The sequence below is a fragment of the Pseudomonas ceruminis genome (assembly GCF_021602025.1).
GTDB classification, from domain to species: Bacteria; Pseudomonadota; Gammaproteobacteria; order Pseudomonadales; family Pseudomonadaceae; genus Aquipseudomonas; species Aquipseudomonas ceruminis.
Genome location: NZ_BQHW01000014.1, coordinates 1 through 15,250, shown reverse-complemented (window position 1 = coordinate 15,250; position 15,250 = coordinate 1). Strand labels below are relative to the sequence as shown.

Below are 15,250 nucleotides of genomic sequence, written 5' to 3'. Positions count from 1 at the left end.
GCAGGACGCAATCAGGCAACCGCCAAGGAGTTCAAATGTACCTCACGATCATGAAGCCACAAGCGCTTCAGCAAATCGCTGTCTTAGCCCGTGGATTATGGATCGTTGAAGGCCCTGAAGGCTTCGTGCTGGTAATCAAGGCAGGGAAAGAGCTGATCTTGGCCGCTCAGCAAAGGCGTGAATTGAAGCTTTACCTTGCGCCATACAAGGCAGGCGAAACGACGGGGCTTACGCTTCTCACAGCCTGCTTTGATGACCCACAAAGTCCGCTATTGATCAAAACCCCACTCATCCCTGGTGACCCTCTCACAGAGGCACTGCAGAGCTTCCCTGACGAATTCAGTGTGTGCTTTTTCGACGAGCACAACCGCGAGCTGTTCAGTTGTAAGGCCCAGGCGAAGCTTGGTCAGCTCCGCAAGGAGCTCGGTACACTCAGCCCCATTGGAGCAGATCACTGGCCCAAGATGTATGAGCAGGCGGAAAGATGGTTCAGCCTCACGACCTATGAGGACGACGCTCGTGCCACAACGGTGTTCCTGCAGGAAGATCTGTTCCCCTCGGACTATTTGATCACCGACCTGACCCGCCAGGACTTTCGAGGCTCCCAAGGCTTCTCCAATACGCAGTTAGAGCGCACTGAGCCGGGCACGTTTCAGGAGTTGGACATCATCTATCTTCTCCAGCGCGCATACACCTCCGAGCGGATCATCCATGGCCCCTTGAAGGTTTCCGATGGCGAGGAGCTGGCTGACGTAGTGGTGATGGGCGATGAAGTGACTTTGCTGCTGCAGGCGAAGGACAGTCCCAATACGCCAGCAATGATGAACACAACGCTTGAGAGAAAGCGAAAGAAGGCCATAAGTCAGTTGAAGAACGGCCTGCAGCAACTACGTGGCGCCATCTCAACGATCAGGCGAGAAGGCAATCCAGCCTTAGCGCTTGTGGACGGCACGCCCTTGGACATTGATCTTGCTGCACGCCCCCTGGTGGGAGTTGTCGTGGTCAGAGAGCTTTTTATCGACAACTACGATGAATACAGCGCCATGATTTTGAAATTCATGGATGAGGTCGGAATTCGCGTCCTAGCCTTCGATTACAACGAGTTCGAGGTCATGACCCGCCACTGCCCTTCGGAAGATGCACTGCTGTCAGCGTTCTTGCAGATTTCCAAATGCGCTGAGGAAAGGCGTATCTATCCCCGGCTGCGCTTCACGGATCTGCCGCCGCGCTAAATCGAATTGGAAAAGTGGAGAGCTTCTCTGCTCTCACCCCACAACTCCCTTTCTAGCCAGGCAGTTCTTTGAGCCAGTAACGCCTGACAGTCGCTTCAGGCAACCCCAGCGCTCGACCCACCTCCGCCTTCGACATGCCACTGGCCTTGAGCTCTAGTACTGCCCGGATTCGATCTGGGCTGCTGGGTTTGCCTCGCGTGCGCTTCACCAGCCCTTCACCAGCGTCCCAATGCCTCTTCAGGCCCTGCAACCCTCCCTGGGCTACGAAGCCTTCCAAGTCCTTTGAAGCCTTCGCCATGACATCGATAGGTGATGACCCATCCTGGAGGGCCTGACATAGCGCGACGAGAGCCACGAGGTCGAAATCCAGGGTGCGCGCGATCTTGCTCAGCTTGACCAAAGAGACCTGCGTTTTCCCTTGCTCCAATCGTGACAGATTGGCTTGGGAACTGATCTCGGCAAGCTCCTCCTGAGCTGATCCTCTCAGGTCGCGCAGAGCTCGGACTATTGCTGCTATCTCGTTCTGCATGCTGAGCGCTCAAAACGAAGAATAGGGCCACAGCGCCATGCGTCGATAAATATCGAAAGCTAGCAATAATGGCGATCATCGTTTATCGTGGGCCTACTGATGGCAGCTTCGCCGCGTCCGAGCGACCGGGCCAGGGAATGATCAATTTATTAGAAAGTCGACGTCAGCAGGCTTGGGATGAAGCTTCATATACTGTCTGATCTGCATTGTGAGTTCGCCGATTTCGTCCCCCCTGTGGTGGACTGTGACGTGGTCGTATTAGCCGGTGACATCCACGTGAAGTCCAGGGGGGCCATGTGGGCCAGCCTGACCTTCAGCACGCCTGTCATATATGCCATGGGCAATCATGAGCACTACAGCGGGAATATAGATCGAACCCACAGCAAGCTGCTTGACGCTGCTGAGGCGCACGTCCACGTATTGGAAAATCAGGTTTTAGAACACCGTGACGTGCAGTTTCTCTGCGCTACGGGTTGGACGAGCCTGGCCGCGACCGGAGACCCAGTAGCTGCTTCTTGGTGCGCTCGTAACTCACTGAATGACTTTCGCGCAATCCGTGTCGGTGAACAGTATCGGCGTTTGCGCCCTGATGATCTGATCGCGAGAAATCGAGAGACGAAGGAGTGGTTGGAGGGCCAGCTATCGCTGCCATTCAACGGTAAGCGTGTAGTTGTGACTCACTATCCGCCCCTTATGAAGTTCGTGAGTGACCAAGGAGCCGATCCTCACTTGCGAGCAGCCTATGGAAACAATTGGGATGGCCTGATGGATTTCAAGATCGATCTATGGATCTTTGGCCATACCCACGAAGCTGTGGATGAGGTGGTTAATGGCGTTCGGTTTGTGAGTAATCCTCGTGGTTATCCCACCGAAGAAACTGGCTTTCGGCCAGACCTAGTTGTCAGTGTATGAAGACTGATTGGGCTGCCGTCGTTTAGCTTTTTCAGTAAGTGAGTAGGTTTCAAATTCGAACGTGATGGAGAATCCATGAGTTGTCTGAATTCCCAGGACTGGATGGTTGAGGGCGTAATACGACTGCCCAGTCTGGTGTCAGCTAAGTTGGCGATCGCGCAGGCCCATGATTGGGGTGCACTAGTGGACGCGTACCTGGTAGATGCAGCTGAAGTTGGCGATCGTTTCGTTGCGTATGTGTATGGCGATCTTTCAGGGCAACTGGCTGATGGGATGACAATTGTCACACCCCCTAGTGAGGTGATAGCGGAGGTCGAAGGCATGGCGTTATTGCGGACAGTGTCAGGCAACGATCATTACGTCATGGTCAGCCGATTGCCTGCCGCCGCTTGATTGCCCCCGCGTTGTCGAGGCCGCTGTCTCAGCCTGCTTAATTAGGCCCCGCCGTCATCTAATCCATTAATAGTTAATGTGTGTTTAAGGGAGGAAGCATGTCCGAGTTAAAGAAACTGACATTGACTGTTAAGAACTATGATGCTCAAGGGAGCGGTGATCTAGACGCTCTCTATCGACGTGTTAGATACGAAGATGAGCACGGCGCTACTCTCTATTTCAAAGAGGTTGTGATGCTGAAGTACCTTGTGAAGCATGGTGCTTTGGCGACTGATGTTCCGCGAACTTGGTACTATAAGCATGCCTCAAAGAAATCGATAATTGTTGTCGCTTTTGAGAAGGCTGGTGGGAAAGTTGAGTGCGACTTGGATGATCTGCGAATTATTGCAAGGTCGACTTTGGTAAAGGGTGTGGTTATTTCGCTAGCAGCGGTTCCAGCTGGGATTATTGCTGCAACGGCAACCTTTGGAGTTGGGCTTGTCATTATTCCTATGTTTTTGTGGTATGGGTACAGGAACGTCTTCAAGCTTCCGAAAATGCTGGGTCGAAAAACGCTGGTGGATGATTTTTCAAAATTTGGCGTTACTCTTCGATAGCTTAGTTTTTTGGTTGTTGAACTTGATTCTCGTTAGAGTGGCTGTCTTGCGGACGGTGACCAGCGAAGGAAACTCAGATGAAGACCAATGCCGTTATCTTTGACGCCTTCGGAACGCTGGTCGAGATTCAGCAGCCGACACATCCGTTTCGACAGTTGCTTCGAGAGGGGCGACGCCAAGGCCGCTTGCCTCGCGCTGATGACATTCGAGCGATCATGACCCGTTGCCTTTCCCTAAGCGAGGCTGCGCTGTACTTTGGTATCAAAATCTCGCCCTCCCAGCTTGCATTTCTCGACCAATGCCTGGAGGAGGAACTGGCAAGCATTCGGCCTTATCCAGACGCGGTTGAGGCCGTTGGGCTACTGCAAGCTGCAGGGCTGAGACTGGCTGTGTGTTCAAACCTGGCCATGCCTTACGGCCCCGTAGTGGAAAGGATTTTCCCGCACCTTGGGGCCTATGGTTTCAGCTATCGCATTGGTGTTATGAAACCGCAAGCGACCATCTACCAGCACATCTGCGATCTACTTGATGTTCGGCCAGGAAATGAGCTCAGTAGTCAGAGGCGGATTGTCATGATTGGCGACTCAGAAAGGTGTGATCGGGATGGGCCTGGCCAGGTTGGTATCAAGGGTTATCTGTTGCGCAGGAATGGAGGCGGGGCTTCCAATCTTTCCCATTTTGCACAATCAGTGCTGAGTGATAGGTAGCTGGGAGCAGATCTTCAATTCGATGGAAGCGTTGCGTCTGAGCTAAAGGGCCGCGCCACGAGGTGGCCCTGTCGGGATGCCCCCTGCACAGAGTACGAGCGGCGACCAGACCAGTATCACCAGAGGGTGAAGCATGAATGAGCTTAGGATTGTCGGGCGATGCGTTCGCTCCCCGATCGGCTGCTGGAGTGCTAGGCATCGCTGTTTTGAAACGCGTTACGAGCAGGTCTTCTCAATCGCACTTGAAGTGTTTGGAAGCCGAAAGAAGGCGGAGCGATGGCTCGTAAGATCTGTAGTAGGTGTAGGCCGTCAGGCACCCTGCAGGGTGCTGTGCACACCTATGGGACTCACAATTATCCATGACGAGATTATACGGCTTGACCACGGCATACGAGCCTAATGCCATCTAGCCTGTCGTTGCGTTCTATCGAGTGAGGGCCGCCGCACCAGAGACTGTGCGATTCGTGGTCTTGTGTGCTGAGCTTCACTGCCACATTTTTCCGATCTGGCTTTTCAGACTATCGGGTGGGCAGACTATAAGCCATTGACGAATGGTAACGCCTTGCACATGTAGCAAGCCGAGCCAGGGCAAAGCCCCCTGAACTGCTCCGTCTGTGAGATCAGATGCGTAATTGCATGGACTTGACCACCTGTTGCACTCGACTTGACCAGTTGTTTGCATCGAATTTGACCGGCGCACGGGTACGCCTTGACGGGCAGAAGTCGGCCAAAAGCGTACGTAGCTAATAGGCCACTGCTTTCGGTCAGTGTGCGGTCATGAAAGCAAGTAGCTGGTCGCAGGCACTCCGGTTAAGACCATCAGCGTCCTTCGATTAACTCGCCGAACAACTCCCTAACCTTCACCTTGGCATCTGCCAGCGCGGCTCGGCCTTCATCGGTAATCTCATACATGCGTCGCTCGCGGCGCCCAGTGCGTTCATGGTGCGAGCACAGATAACCCTTCTTCTCCAAACCGTGCAGCATCGGATACAGCGTGCCCGCGCTGAGCTTGTAACCGTGGTGGCTCAGCTCCTCGATGACGGCCAGCCCGAAGATGGGAGCCTCGGCAGCGTGGTGCAGGATATGCAGGCGGATCAACCCGCCGTAGAGGTCTTTGTCGGTCACTCGATGTATCTCACAGTGCAATGCTCAACAGCCCGCCCAGGACACCGCTGCCCAGCACGACCATCCACGGCGGCAGCTTCCAGAACATCAACGCCACCAGTGCCACGAGGGCCAGGCCAAAGTCTTGCGGGCCATGAATCGCACTCGTCCATACCGGCTGGTAGAGAGCAGCAAGCAGCAGGCCGACCACGGCCGCATTGATGCCCAGCAGTGCTGCCTGCGTACGCAGGTTACGGCGCAGGTGCTCCCAGAATGGCAAGGCCCCCACCACCAGCAGGAAAGACGGCGCAAAGATCGCCAGCAGGCAAATCAGCCCGCCAAGCCAGCCAGTTGGTGCTTGGTTCATCGAGGCACCGAGAAATGCTGCAAAGGTGAATAGAGGCCCCGGCACGGCCTGCGCCGCACCATAGCCCGCGAGGAATGCTTCGTTGTCGACCCAGCCTGTTGGTACGACCTCAGCTTGCAACAGCGGCAGCACCACATGCCCGCCACCGAATACCAGCGAGCCGGCGCGGTAGAAGGCATCCATCATCGCCAGTGTCTGGCTCGGGAACACAGCTGTCAGCAACGGCAGCCCAAGCAGCAGGGCAAAGAACAGGGCCAGCCAGAACAAGCCAACGCGACGCCGCACGCTGATCGGTAGTGGATCATGGGCCTCGCCCTGCTGTGGTTTGAATAGCAGCAGGCCGACGATGGCTGCAAGGATGATGACACTCACTTGCCCCCAGGCAGAGGGTACGAGCAGCACGAAGCAGGTCGCCGCTGCCATGATGGAAATACGCGGCGCATCGGGACAAAGATTGCGCGCCATGCCCCAGACAGCCTGGGCGACCACCGCCACGGCCACCACCTTCAGACCGTGCAGCACGCCAGCAGGCATGGCATCACCATAACTGGCGATGCCGAGTGCGAAGAGGATCAAGGCGATTGCGGAGGGCAAGGTGAATCCCATCCACGCGGCTAGTGCCCCGGCGTAGCCGGATCGAGACAACCCGAGCGCAATCCCGACCTGGCTACTGGCTGGCCCCGGTAAGAACTGGCAAAGGGCGACAAGATCCGCATAGCTGCGCTCGCTCAACCATTGTCGACGCACCACGAACTCATCGCGGAAATAGCCCAGGTGTGCGATTGGGCCGCCGAAGGAGGTGAACCCCAAGCGGAGGAAGATCAAAAAAACAGCCCAAGGGCTACGGTCAGTCTTGGTGATTTTAGTCATGGTCAATACCTGATCTCTGACAAGGCTGGATGAAATTATCGATATACGATAGCGTAAATCGATAATTGAGGTCGACCATCATGGAACTCGTTCTGATCGGCTTACGCCGTGCTTCAAGTGGTCAGATCCAATGCAATTGGCTGGTCAAGTCCGATGCAAACAGGTGGTCAAGTGCAATGCAAACGATTGGTCAAGTGAGGTGCAATTCCCAATCAGAGGCGGCTCAGAGTCTCGCTGGTTAGTGCGTATCCCTGCTGTTCAAAAAAGCCTGATGCAATTGTTGTCAGCAAATGAAATCGAGCGTTTCCCTGCTTCGCAGCTATTGCTTCAACGACTCGAAGCATTTCAGCTCCAACCCCTGTCGATCTGTATGCCGGCTCCACGACCAGGGAACGCAGCAATCCATCTGCCCCATGCGTTTCAAACCCTCCCCACCCAACAGTCTCACCATCCCGCGTGAATTCGAAAAAGGTTCGGTTCGGAAGATCCACATCGTCTGATGGAAGGTCAGCAGACTCCAAGGCGTCGCGAAAGCGCTGCCATTGCCCTCCGGCTATTTGCATTGTCTGGATCATCATCTCCGTCTCCACCCTGTCATTCCCTATGCCTTGCTTTGCATGACCGCTATGGCTCAAGCCTGAGCAGCGGTCATCATATTCGCTTTACCGAATATCTGCCAAAGCGTATATTCGATTTTCCATATGCATCGAGTCCAGTCATGACCCCTGCTATCAAAGTTCTTTTCGTGTGCGTTGCCAACTCAGTCCGCTCCCAGCTTGCAGAGGCGTTACTGCGGCACACCGACCCGCGCTTCGAGGCCTTCAGCGCAGGATCCCAACCGTCTGAGATTGATCCGCGCACGATTCAGGCATTGGAGGCAGTTGGAGTCGATACAGCGGGCCTGCGAAGCAAGTCCATCAGCGAGTTTCAAGCTGATCGATTCGATTACGTCATCACTCTTTGCGATAAGTCCGCCAGCGAGTGCCTATCAATGCCCAGTGCAGGTGAAGTCATTGCCTGGGATTTTTCTGACCCAGTAACGAGCGATGATCCCGGCGCATTTCGCCACACGCTCCACGACATCCATGAGCGCATCAAGCTCTTCGTTTTGGTCAAGACCAAACACCTGGAGGATCTATGACAGAACCCATGAACCCCACCACGTTATTCAAGTGCTTGGCGGATGACACCCGAGCCAAAATTTCCCTGCTTGTCGTGAGCGAAGGCGAGCTGTGTGTCTGCGAGCTGACGGCGGCACTCGACCTGAGCCAGCCGAAGATTTCTCGTCATTTGGCCCTGCTGCGTTCTGCTGGTTTGTTGATGGATCGTCGGCAAGGTCAGTGGGTGTACTACCGCCTGAACCCCGACTTGCCTGCGTGGGTAACTGCGGTTTTGAAAGAAGTCGTAGACGCCAATCAGCATTGGCTGGAAACCGAGGCTAAACGCCTGTGCGGTATGAACGACCGCCCTATCAATCAGGGCGTGTGCAGCTGATTCACGCCCCAACCGGATTACTGAAATGCTGATTGCCGTATTGATCTTTATCGCCACTATCGTGCTCGTCATCTGGCAACCCAAGGGGCTCGGGGTAGGTTGGAGCGCGACGTTGGGTGCCATCGTGGCGCTGCTGGCAGGCGTCGTTACCCTGGCTGACATACCAGAGGTTTGGCGCATTGTCTGGAATGCCACCGGGACGTTTATCGCAGTCATCATCATTAGCCTGCTGCTTGATGAAGCAGGCTTTTTCAAGTGGGCTGCGTTGCATGTAGCGCGGTGGGGTGCTGGAAGCACTCGTAAGTTGTTTGCGTTCATCGTCTTGCTGGGCGCAGCTGTGTCGGCACTGTTCGCCAATGACGGAGCAGCGTTAATCCTCACACCCATTGTGATCGCGATGTTGCTGGCGTTGCGTTTTTCTCCTGCTGCTACGTTGGCATTCGTCATGGCAGCCGGTTTTATCGCCGATACGGCGAGCTTACCGCTGGTGGTTTCCAACCTGGTCAACATCGTTTCTGCCGACTACTTCGATATCGGCTTCAACGAATATGCTTCGATCATGGTGCCGGTAAACATCGTCAGCGTGGCAGCGACATTAGCCATGCTGCTGTGGTTTTTCCGCAAAGATTTACCAAAGACCTATGACCTCGACCAACTGGACAACCCGGACGAGGCAATTCACGACCGCGCCACTTTCGTAGCCGGCTGGTGGGTGCTGGCACTACTCCTGATCGGATTCTTTGTCATTGAGCCGCTGGGTGTGCCAATCAGCGCCATTGCTACGGTCTGCGCATTCGTCCTCTATGTCATCGCGGCTCGTGGTCATGCCATCAACACAAGCAAGGTGCTCAAGGAGGCTCCATGGCAAGTGGTGATTTTTTCCCTGGGTATGTATCTGGTCGTTTATGGCCTTAAGAACGCGGGCCTGACTGATCACATCGCCCAGATTCTGAACGTATTCGCCGGTTATGGCGTCTGGGGGGCATCCCTGGGTACTGGGATGCTAACGGCATTGCTGTCGTCGATCATGAACAACATGCCCACGGTTCTGGTGGGTGCCTTATCCATTCATGCCGCCGAAGTGGATGGCGTCGTTCAGCAAGCGATGGTGTACGCCAACATCATTGGCTGCGACCTAGGCCCGAAGATCACCCCAATTGGCAGTTTGGCCACGCTGTTGTGGCTACATGTGCTGGCCAAGAAGGACATCAAGATCAGTTGGGGTTACTACTTCAAGACTGGGATCGTGCTGACCTTGCCTATCCTCGTCGCCACCTTGTCTGCCCTGGCATTGCGCCTCAGTTTCTGAATCAAGGAATCTTCTGATGAAAGTCTTGTTCATGTGCACCCACAACAGCTGCCGCAGCATCCTGTCCGAGGCGCTGTTCAATCACCTGGCGCCTGAAGGCGTAGAAGCGGTCAGCTCGGGGAGCTTTCCCAGTGGCCGGGTGAATCAAAGGGCACTGCAGACGCTTGAGGCGGCGGGTATCTCTACGGCGGGCTTAAGCAGCAAGGCTTCGGATGCTTTTGAAGGCTCGCCTCCAGACATCGTGATCACTGTCTGTGACCGGGCTGCAGGTGAGGCATGCCCAATCTTCTTTGGGCCAGCTTTGAAGGCGCATTGGGGGCTGGCTGACCCGTCTGAGGCTAGCGGGTCGGAAGCCGAGATCACCGCTGCGTTTGAAGCCACACTCGTGAAAATTCACGAGCGCGTGAGCGCATTTCTTGCGCTTCCACTGAAGACCATAAGCGCTGAACAGTTGAAAGCTGAACTGAGTCGCATCGGTTCACTTTAGAGATCAACCGAGGCGGTGCCCAACCTGGCGTCGCCGTAGGAGTTTATATGCAAGACACATTGCCGAACGTCCACGCCGACCTGATCGACATTCCTTCGTTGGAGCAACTGGCACCTCGTACGCCTTCGCTTCATAAGCCTCGAATTCTGCTTTTGTACGGATCGACGCGAGAGCGCTCTTTCAGCCGGCTGGTGACTCAGGAAGCAGCGCGCTTGTTGGAAGAGTTTGGCGCCGAAACCAAGATCTTTGACCCGTCAGGTCTCCCGCTGCCGGATGACGCTCCCGATACACATCCCAAGGTCGCTGAGCTGCGCGAGCTGATGCAATGGTCTGAGGGGCAGGTGTGGTGCTCCCCTGAGCGTCACGGCTCCATGAGTGCGGTATTCAAAGCCCAAATTGACTGGGTTCCGCTGGCGATGGGCGCTGTACGACCTACCCAAGGCAAAACCCTTGCTGTGATGCAGGTCTGTGGTGGTTCTCAATCCTTCAACGTGGTTAACCAACTACGGGTACTTGGCCGATGGATGCGGATGTTTACCATCCCTAACCAGTCTTCCGTGGCCAAGGCGTTCACCGAGTTCGATGAAGCAGGCCGTATGAAGCCGTCCTCGTACTACGACCGACTGGTGGACGTGATGGAGGAGTTGATGAAATTCACCCTGCTGTTGCGGGATCGCCAGGATTATCTGGTTGATCGGTACTCCGAGCGTAAAGAGTCCGCCGAAGACCTGTCCAAGCGCGTCAACCAGCGCTCCATCTAACGTCAGCACGAGGAAGCGATATGAGCCAGATCACGATCTACCACAACCCCGAATGCGGCACCTCTCGCAACACCTTGGAATTGATCCGCAATAGCGGGGAAGAACCGACAGTTACGGGCACTCACGCATCAGGCAATTTCTGGTAGGCAGCACGACCACGACGATGCTGCGAACATCCACTTTTCCCGTATTGCTGCTTCGCTGAGCCAGTGCCACTGGCCACAGTATTTCCAGAACTGCGGAAATGCCGTGGCCACCCTGGGCGATGACTAACTGATCTTGCCGTAACGAGAGCACATGCAACTCATAACTGAAATTGTTCACCCCGAGCTCACATCAAAGCAGGGCAGAGTATTCCGTCGACATGCAGCACGCGGCATCGTGATGCGGCATGAGCAGATCCTGTTGCTGTTTACCGAGCGCTATAACGACTTCAGCTTTCCTGGCGGCGGCCTTGACGGTGACGAGGACATTGTCACAGGCTTGAAGCGTGAGCTTGAGGAAGAGACTGGCGCCCGTGAAATACAGGTGCTCCAGCACTACGGTTACATTGAGGAGTACCGGCCCTACTGGAAGCCACAGTACGATCTGATGCACATGACCTCGCATTTTTATCAATGCGAAGTAGCGCCCCAGCTAGAGCCCGTGAGAATGGAAAGCCACGAAATCGCGAATGGTATGCGGCCTGTCTGGATCAACCTGCATGAGGCCATAACGCATAATGAAGCCGTGATGCAGCGTCAGGAGTCATCGATGGGGCAGTCAATTCAGCGCGAAACGTTCATGCTGAAAAAAGTTGTGTCCGAGTTGATGCCGCCAATCAGCCTTTGATGGGCTATCTCAGCAGCTTGTGGCGTAAAGCACGATGACCTCACTTCGCGAGACGATGTTCCAGCCACAGGATTTCTGTCAGGGAGAAACTCCGTGGCCGGCTCGCTTACGCTTATTTAGAGACCGTGGCGGCGACAATGGCGGGCCCAGCGCTGCGTCGCAAAATCAGGACTCCACTGATTGCAGCTAAGGTCGAACCGATCAACACACCGACTTTTACTTCGTCGATCAGGTGAGCTGATCCAGCAAACGCCAGGTTTCCGATGAACAGGCTCATGGTGAAGCCGATGCCACACAAGAGCGCAACGCCGTAAAGCTGTGCCCAATTGCTGCCTTCCGGCAGTTTGGCCAAGCCCATACGAATGGCCAGAGCAGCTAATAGGAAAATGCCAACTTGCTTGCCCACCAACAGACCGAGCGCTACACCCAGCGGAACCGGATCGACTAGGTTTTCCATCGAAATACCGGCCAATGAAACACCCGCATTGGCGAAGCCAAAAATCGGCACCACAGCGAACGCTACCCACATATGCAGCTTTTCTTCTAGGAACAGCAGTGGAGACCGGGCTTCTTCTTCAGGCTTACCCATTGGAACACACAGCGCTACAGCGACACCTGCAAGGGTGGCGTGCACTCCCGATTGCAGCACGAAGAACCACAGCACACCACCTACCAGCAGATACGGGAACAATCGTCTGACGCCCAATCGATTCATTGCGATCAGAATGGCCAGGGTTGCGAGCGATGCCAGCAACATCGGCATGGAAAGACCAGAGGTGTAGAAAAAGGCAATGATGACTACAGCACCCAGGTCGTCAATGATCGCCAAGGCGGCGAGGAAGACCTTCAGCGACGTAGGGACTCGCTTCCCCAGCAACGACAAGACGCCCAAGGCGAATGCGATGTCGGTAGCGGCTGGGATAGCCCACCCCTTCAAAGTCTCAGAATTACCCCAGTTGATTGCGATGTAGATCAGCGCAGGCACAACCATGCCACCTAAAGCACCAAACCCCGGCAGGGCGCGCTGGCCCCAAGTGGAAAGCCCACCTGCCAGAACCTCTCTTTTGATCTCTAGGCCGACCATCAGGAAGAAGATGGCCATGAGGCCATCATTGACCCAATGCTCCACAGACATGCCCAACCAGACACTGTGCAAGGCGGCAAAATAACCTTGCGAGAGAGGCGAGTTCGCCACGATTAGGGCCGCGAGTGCTGCGCCCATCAGTACAAGACCGCCAGCGGATTCCGACGATAGGAAGCGAGCCAGAATCGCGGCTGCTCTAGGGGTTTCTGCGGGAGCTCTACTATGAGTCATCAGTGTCCTTGCGCTTTGATCCAAAGCGATTATTTTAACATCCGAGGTTTACCAGCACGGCAGGGCACATAGCCTGTAACGATTTACACCGAGCCTTAATCAGCCGTCAGTGTGTTCCCCGGCACGGGCTCGCTCATGAAACGCAGGAGCGCGCTCCAAGCACATAGCCTCACTAGGCGAGCGAGCATCGATCCTTCTTTACAGGTGTGTGGCTCCTCGGATATTTGATGATTGAAGCAACTGAGGCCCAGCATAAATGCACGCACCTCAGCGCGATCCTACGACAGTGGCATTTGAATCTGGAGTAAGCCTATTTGGGGATATACGCCGCTACCGACTTGCGAATCTCTTCCCGCGCCTCATCCGCGCTCCCCCAACGCCCCATCTTCACCCACTTACCCGGCTCCAATGCTTTGTAGTTTTCGAAGAAGTGCTGGATCTGTGCGAGGAGTAACGCAGGTAGGTCTGAGCACTCATTCACGTCGGTGTACAATGAGCTAAGTTTCTCGTGAGGCACTGCGATCACCTTGGCATCCGCTCCGGCTTCGTCAGTCATGTACATCACACCAACCGGGCGACTACGGATGACAACACCAGGTGAGACGGGATAAGGGCAAACCACCAGGACGTCCAGCGGATCACCATCGTCGCTCAGCGTGTTCGGGATAAATCCGTAGTTGGCTGGATAGAACATCGGTGTGCTGAGGAAGCGGTCGACAAAGATCTGCCCACTTGGCTTGTCCACCTCGTACTTGATCGGCGAGTGGTTTGCAGGAATCTCTATAACGGTGAAGAAGTCATCGGGGATGGCGTTGCCAGCTGGGATGTCCGCGTAGCTCATGTTCATAGCTCCGAAGTTGTGGAGGGTGTTGAGCTGGAGGGCATTTTTCCAAGGGTGCCCATCTCGACTGGCGTCTTCGTGAAAAACACCGATATTTCCTCAGAGTCCAATCGTTTGAACAATCGTTCTGCCTCATCTTCCGTGATGGCCAAGCGAATCTCCGTGGGTTGATCCGCCAGCTCAAAAAAGTGCGATGAATGCAGTTTTCCTGTGTGCCCAAACCCTTCGATTCCGGTGCAGAGCGTGGCGCCTCGCAACCCCATTTCTTTAGCCACGTCGACGATCCATTCGCCTAGCATCTTTCCCTGATAACGACGGTTTTGTTGGGTGAAGAAAACGACCATATAGCCTTTCATTTCTATCTCCTCAGCGAGTACCAATCATTTGGTAGGACAGAAGCCCCGCAGCGGTCATCGCTAACGAGCCTGCAACGTGCAACGAAATTGAGCCAAGCGCCCAGACCAGTCTGCCTTCCTGAATCAAGGCAACCGTTTCGGCTGAAAATGTAGAGAAGGTGGTAAGCCCACCACAGAAACCCGTGATGATCAGGAGACGCCACTCTGGACTGAGGGTAGGAGAAGCGGCCAAGAAGGCGATGGCCAGGCCGATGATGTAGCCCCCAACCATGTTCGCGACCACAGTACCTGGGGGAATCGTAGGAAACAGAGCATTCAGTTTCATGCCCAATATCCAGCGCAACCAGGCTCCAAGTGAAGCGCCAACGGCGATGACCATTAAAGACTTCAGCATGGCGAGCCCACCTCATCAGACCTGAGTGGACTAACTGGTAAGCGGCTCGCGCCGAAAGAAAAAGGAAACTCGGAGGATAAGATCATAGCCTGTCCTAAAATGGAGGACAGGGAGACGCACCTACGCACCCTGTCCAGGGTTCACGTAGGCATCATCAGCACGAAGGCGGTTAAAGGAGGAATGCCATCTCCTGATCTGATCCTATAGCATCAGCGCCAATGGTATCAATAGGCATCAAGAGCAGCTGCATGCAAGCGATCTGAAGGCCCTTTTGGCTAGGCAAGATGTTTGATTGTTGGCGCTGATTGAAAACTGACCCATCCTGCCGATTGAAAATTGACCCAGGGAGGATTGCTGATTTTTGTCCCAGCAATTGTGGATAGGAAGGTGAGTTGGCCGGACGGTTACAAATGATCGACATGGCCAATGTATCTGCTACTGGACGCGGTTGTAGGCGATCAAAATTCGCATTTGGTGAATCGAAACTCATAAATGTTAGCGTTTTCGCCTGTTTTAAAGCATTTTTTATAGGTTTTCGAGGATTTTTGAGTGAAAACTCAGATTGACAAATAGGCAATTTATTTACCGTTCGTCGGCAATGTCCATTTTATTTTCACCCCCCCCTTGAATCGCCCCTGGTTTCGTAGACACCTCCAAGCCTCATAATGAGGCCCAAATAGGAGGTGCCATGAGTCGTCAGCGTTACCCCGAAGAGTTCAAGATCGAAGCGGTCAAGCAAGTGACCGAGAAAG

Annotated in this window: 20 protein-coding genes, 2 pseudogenes and 1 riboswitch; of the genes and pseudogenes, 14 read left to right on the top strand and 8 right to left on the bottom strand. The window is 54.7% G+C overall.

The window, feature by feature from the left end; translation table 11 throughout:
* The first annotated feature begins 35 nt into the window (after positions 1-35).
* Positions 36-1,232, top strand: coding sequence for a hypothetical protein (locus tag L6D80_RS16740; protein ID WP_020190343.1), 1,197 nt, complete (start codon positions 36-38; stop codon positions 1,230-1,232).
* A gap of 52 nt (positions 1,233-1,284) precedes the next feature.
* Here L6D80_RS16740 and L6D80_RS16735 read toward each other — a convergent pair whose 3' ends face one another.
* Complete coding sequence (locus L6D80_RS16735) at positions 1,285-1,761, bottom strand: helix-turn-helix domain-containing protein (protein ID WP_042561611.1); 477 nt, start codon at positions 1,759-1,761, stop codon at positions 1,285-1,287.
* 177 nt (positions 1,762-1,938) lie between these two features.
* Between L6D80_RS16735 and L6D80_RS16730 the strand changes: the two genes are divergently transcribed.
* The 5 genes from L6D80_RS16730 (at position 1,939) to L6D80_RS30350 (ending at position 4,769) form a co-directional block, all read left to right on the top strand.
* Entirely contained in the window at positions 1,939-2,673 is a 735-nt protein-coding gene (locus tag L6D80_RS16730; RefSeq protein WP_020192030.1) for a metallophosphoesterase, read from the top strand.
* A gap of 75 nt (positions 2,674-2,748) precedes the next feature.
* Entirely contained in the window at positions 2,749-3,066 is a 318-nt protein-coding gene (locus L6D80_RS16725; protein WP_020192029.1) for a hypothetical protein, read from the top strand.
* A gap of 98 nt (positions 3,067-3,164) precedes the next feature.
* Complete coding sequence (locus L6D80_RS16720) at positions 3,165-3,662, top strand: hypothetical protein (RefSeq protein WP_020192028.1); 498 nt, start codon at positions 3,165-3,167, stop codon at positions 3,660-3,662.
* 77 nt (positions 3,663-3,739) lie between these two features.
* Positions 3,740-4,369: an HAD family hydrolase gene (locus L6D80_RS16715; RefSeq protein WP_020192027.1), complete on the top strand. Its 630-nt coding sequence runs from the start codon at positions 3,740-3,742 to the stop codon at positions 4,367-4,369.
* Positions 4,370-4,502: 133 nt separating this feature from the next.
* Positions 4,503-4,769 carry an antitoxin Xre/MbcA/ParS toxin-binding domain-containing protein gene (locus L6D80_RS30350; RefSeq protein WP_080574935.1) on the top strand — a complete coding sequence of 89 codons (267 nt, stop codon included), beginning with the start codon at positions 4,503-4,505 and terminating at the stop codon, positions 4,767-4,769.
* Between the two features lie 419 nt (positions 4,770-5,188).
* Here L6D80_RS30350 and L6D80_RS16710 read toward each other — a convergent pair whose 3' ends face one another.
* The 3 genes from L6D80_RS16710 to L6D80_RS16700 form a co-directional block, all read right to left on the bottom strand.
* Positions 5,189-5,494 carry a PadR family transcriptional regulator gene (locus L6D80_RS16710; RefSeq protein WP_020192026.1) on the bottom strand — a complete coding sequence of 102 codons (306 nt, stop codon included), beginning with the start codon at positions 5,492-5,494 and terminating at the stop codon, positions 5,189-5,191.
* 10 nt (positions 5,495-5,504) lie between these two features.
* Entirely contained in the window at positions 5,505-6,710 is a 1,206-nt protein-coding gene (chrA, locus tag L6D80_RS16705) for a chromate efflux transporter (protein ID WP_020192025.1), read from the bottom strand.
* Positions 6,711-6,922: 212 nt separating this feature from the next.
* On the bottom strand, positions 6,923-7,288 hold the full coding sequence (locus L6D80_RS16700; RefSeq protein ID WP_020192024.1) for a GNAT family N-acetyltransferase: 366 nt from the start codon (positions 7,286-7,288) through the stop codon (positions 6,923-6,925).
* Between the two features lie 140 nt (positions 7,289-7,428).
* On the opposite strand from L6D80_RS16700, the gene L6D80_RS16695 reads away from it, so the two are divergent.
* From L6D80_RS16695 to L6D80_RS16660, 8 genes and pseudogenes are all read left to right on the top strand, one after another.
* Positions 7,429-7,851, top strand: coding sequence for an arsenate reductase ArsC (locus tag L6D80_RS16695; protein WP_020192023.1), 423 nt, complete (start codon positions 7,429-7,431; stop codon positions 7,849-7,851).
* The gene (locus tag L6D80_RS16690) at positions 7,848-8,204 is read left to right on the top strand and encodes a metalloregulator ArsR/SmtB family transcription factor (protein ID WP_020192022.1); all 357 of its coding nucleotides are present in this window, start codon (positions 7,848-7,850) and stop codon (positions 8,202-8,204) included. The genes L6D80_RS16695 and L6D80_RS16690 overlap by 4 nt, the downstream gene beginning before the upstream one ends.
* 25 nt (positions 8,205-8,229) lie before the next feature.
* The gene (locus L6D80_RS16685) at positions 8,230-9,513 is read left to right on the top strand and encodes an arsenic transporter (RefSeq protein WP_020192021.1); all 1,284 of its coding nucleotides are present in this window, start codon (positions 8,230-8,232) and stop codon (positions 9,511-9,513) included.
* Between the two features lie 16 nt (positions 9,514-9,529).
* A complete protein-coding gene (locus tag L6D80_RS16680; RefSeq protein WP_020192020.1) occupies positions 9,530-10,000 on the top strand; it encodes an arsenate reductase ArsC in 471 nt (156 codons plus the stop codon).
* Between the two features lie 47 nt (positions 10,001-10,047).
* Positions 10,048-10,761, top strand: a complete 714-nt coding sequence (gene arsH, locus L6D80_RS16675) for an arsenical resistance protein ArsH (RefSeq protein WP_020192019.1) — start codon at positions 10,048-10,050, stop codon at positions 10,759-10,761.
* Between the two features lie 20 nt (positions 10,762-10,781).
* Positions 10,782-10,874 (top strand): annotated as a pseudogene (locus tag L6D80_RS16670) (arsenate reductase); the annotation flags it as partial.
* Positions 10,871-10,966 (top strand): annotated as a pseudogene (locus L6D80_RS16665) (universal stress protein); the annotation flags it as partial. The pseudogenes L6D80_RS16670 and L6D80_RS16665, both read left to right, overlap by 4 nt.
* A gap of 92 nt (positions 10,967-11,058) precedes the next feature.
* The gene (locus tag L6D80_RS16660) at positions 11,059-11,592 is read left to right on the top strand and encodes an NUDIX hydrolase (RefSeq protein ID WP_020192018.1); all 534 of its coding nucleotides are present in this window, start codon (positions 11,059-11,061) and stop codon (positions 11,590-11,592) included.
* A gap of 112 nt (positions 11,593-11,704) precedes the next feature.
* On the opposite strand, the gene nhaA is transcribed toward L6D80_RS16660, so the two are convergent.
* The 4 genes from nhaA to crcB all read right to left on the bottom strand — a co-directional run bounded on the left by nhaA (position 11,705) and on the right by crcB (position 14,498).
* Positions 11,705-12,907: a Na+/H+ antiporter NhaA gene (gene nhaA, locus L6D80_RS16655; RefSeq protein WP_176513845.1), complete on the bottom strand. Its 1,203-nt coding sequence runs from the start codon at positions 12,905-12,907 to the stop codon at positions 11,705-11,707.
* A 310-nt stretch (positions 12,908-13,217) separates the two neighbouring features.
* The gene (ppa, locus tag L6D80_RS16650; RefSeq protein WP_042561608.1) at positions 13,218-13,748 is read right to left on the bottom strand and encodes an inorganic diphosphatase; all 531 of its coding nucleotides are present in this window, start codon (positions 13,746-13,748) and stop codon (positions 13,218-13,220) included.
* 2 nt (positions 13,749-13,750) lie between these two features.
* Positions 13,751-14,104, bottom strand: coding sequence for a DUF190 domain-containing protein (locus tag L6D80_RS16645; RefSeq protein ID WP_020191805.1), 354 nt, complete (start codon positions 14,102-14,104; stop codon positions 13,751-13,753).
* Between the two features lie 10 nt (positions 14,105-14,114).
* Complete coding sequence (gene crcB, locus L6D80_RS16640; protein ID WP_017337059.1) at positions 14,115-14,498, bottom strand: fluoride efflux transporter CrcB; 384 nt, start codon at positions 14,496-14,498, stop codon at positions 14,115-14,117.
* Between the two features lie 138 nt (positions 14,499-14,636).
* Positions 14,637-14,698, bottom strand: a riboswitch (Fluoride riboswitch).
* Between the last annotated feature and the right edge of the window lie 552 nt (positions 14,699-15,250).

What these genes read in the sequence shown, in the direction of transcription:
- L6D80_RS16740 (WP_020190343.1), top strand. Translation starts at nt 36, where the DNA reads ATGTACCTCACGATCATGAAGCCACAAGCGCTTCAGCAAATCGCTGTC.
- L6D80_RS16735 (WP_042561611.1), bottom strand. Translation starts at nt 1,761, where the DNA reads ATGCAGAACGAGATAGCAGCAATAGTCCGAGCTCTGCGCGACCTGAGA.
- L6D80_RS16730 (WP_020192030.1), top strand. Translation starts at nt 1,939, where the DNA reads ATGAAGCTTCATATACTGTCTGATCTGCATTGTGAGTTCGCCGATTTC.
- L6D80_RS16725 (WP_020192029.1), top strand. Translation starts at nt 2,749, where the DNA reads ATGAGTTGTCTGAATTCCCAGGACTGGATGGTTGAGGGCGTAATACGA.
- L6D80_RS16720 (WP_020192028.1), top strand. Translation starts at nt 3,165, where the DNA reads ATGTCCGAGTTAAAGAAACTGACATTGACTGTTAAGAACTATGATGCT.
- L6D80_RS16715 (WP_020192027.1), top strand. Translation starts at nt 3,740, where the DNA reads ATGAAGACCAATGCCGTTATCTTTGACGCCTTCGGAACGCTGGTCGAG.
- L6D80_RS30350 (WP_080574935.1), top strand. Translation starts at nt 4,503, where the DNA reads ATGAATGAGCTTAGGATTGTCGGGCGATGCGTTCGCTCCCCGATCGGC.
- chrA (WP_020192025.1), bottom strand. Translation starts at nt 6,710, where the DNA reads ATGACTAAAATCACCAAGACTGACCGTAGCCCTTGGGCTGTTTTTTTG.
- L6D80_RS16700 (WP_020192024.1), bottom strand. Translation starts at nt 7,288, where the DNA reads ATGATGATCCAGACAATGCAAATAGCCGGAGGGCAATGGCAGCGCTTT.
- L6D80_RS16695 (WP_020192023.1), top strand. Translation starts at nt 7,429, where the DNA reads ATGACCCCTGCTATCAAAGTTCTTTTCGTGTGCGTTGCCAACTCAGTC.
- L6D80_RS16690 (WP_020192022.1), top strand. Translation starts at nt 7,848, where the DNA reads ATGACAGAACCCATGAACCCCACCACGTTATTCAAGTGCTTGGCGGAT.
- L6D80_RS16685 (WP_020192021.1), top strand. Translation starts at nt 8,230, where the DNA reads ATGCTGATTGCCGTATTGATCTTTATCGCCACTATCGTGCTCGTCATC.
- L6D80_RS16680 (WP_020192020.1), top strand. Translation starts at nt 9,530, where the DNA reads ATGAAAGTCTTGTTCATGTGCACCCACAACAGCTGCCGCAGCATCCTG.
- arsH (WP_020192019.1), top strand. Translation starts at nt 10,048, where the DNA reads ATGCAAGACACATTGCCGAACGTCCACGCCGACCTGATCGACATTCCT.
- L6D80_RS16660 (WP_020192018.1), top strand. Translation starts at nt 11,059, where the DNA reads ATGCAACTCATAACTGAAATTGTTCACCCCGAGCTCACATCAAAGCAG.
- nhaA (WP_176513845.1), bottom strand. Translation starts at nt 12,907, where the DNA reads ATGACTCATAGTAGAGCTCCCGCAGAAACCCCTAGAGCAGCCGCGATT.
- ppa (WP_042561608.1), bottom strand. Translation starts at nt 13,748, where the DNA reads ATGAGCTACGCGGACATCCCAGCTGGCAACGCCATCCCCGATGACTTC.
- L6D80_RS16645 (WP_020191805.1), bottom strand. Translation starts at nt 14,104, where the DNA reads ATGAAAGGCTATATGGTCGTTTTCTTCACCCAACAAAACCGTCGTTAT.
- crcB (WP_017337059.1), bottom strand. Translation starts at nt 14,498, where the DNA reads ATGCTGAAGTCTTTAATGGTCATCGCCGTTGGCGCTTCACTTGGAGCC.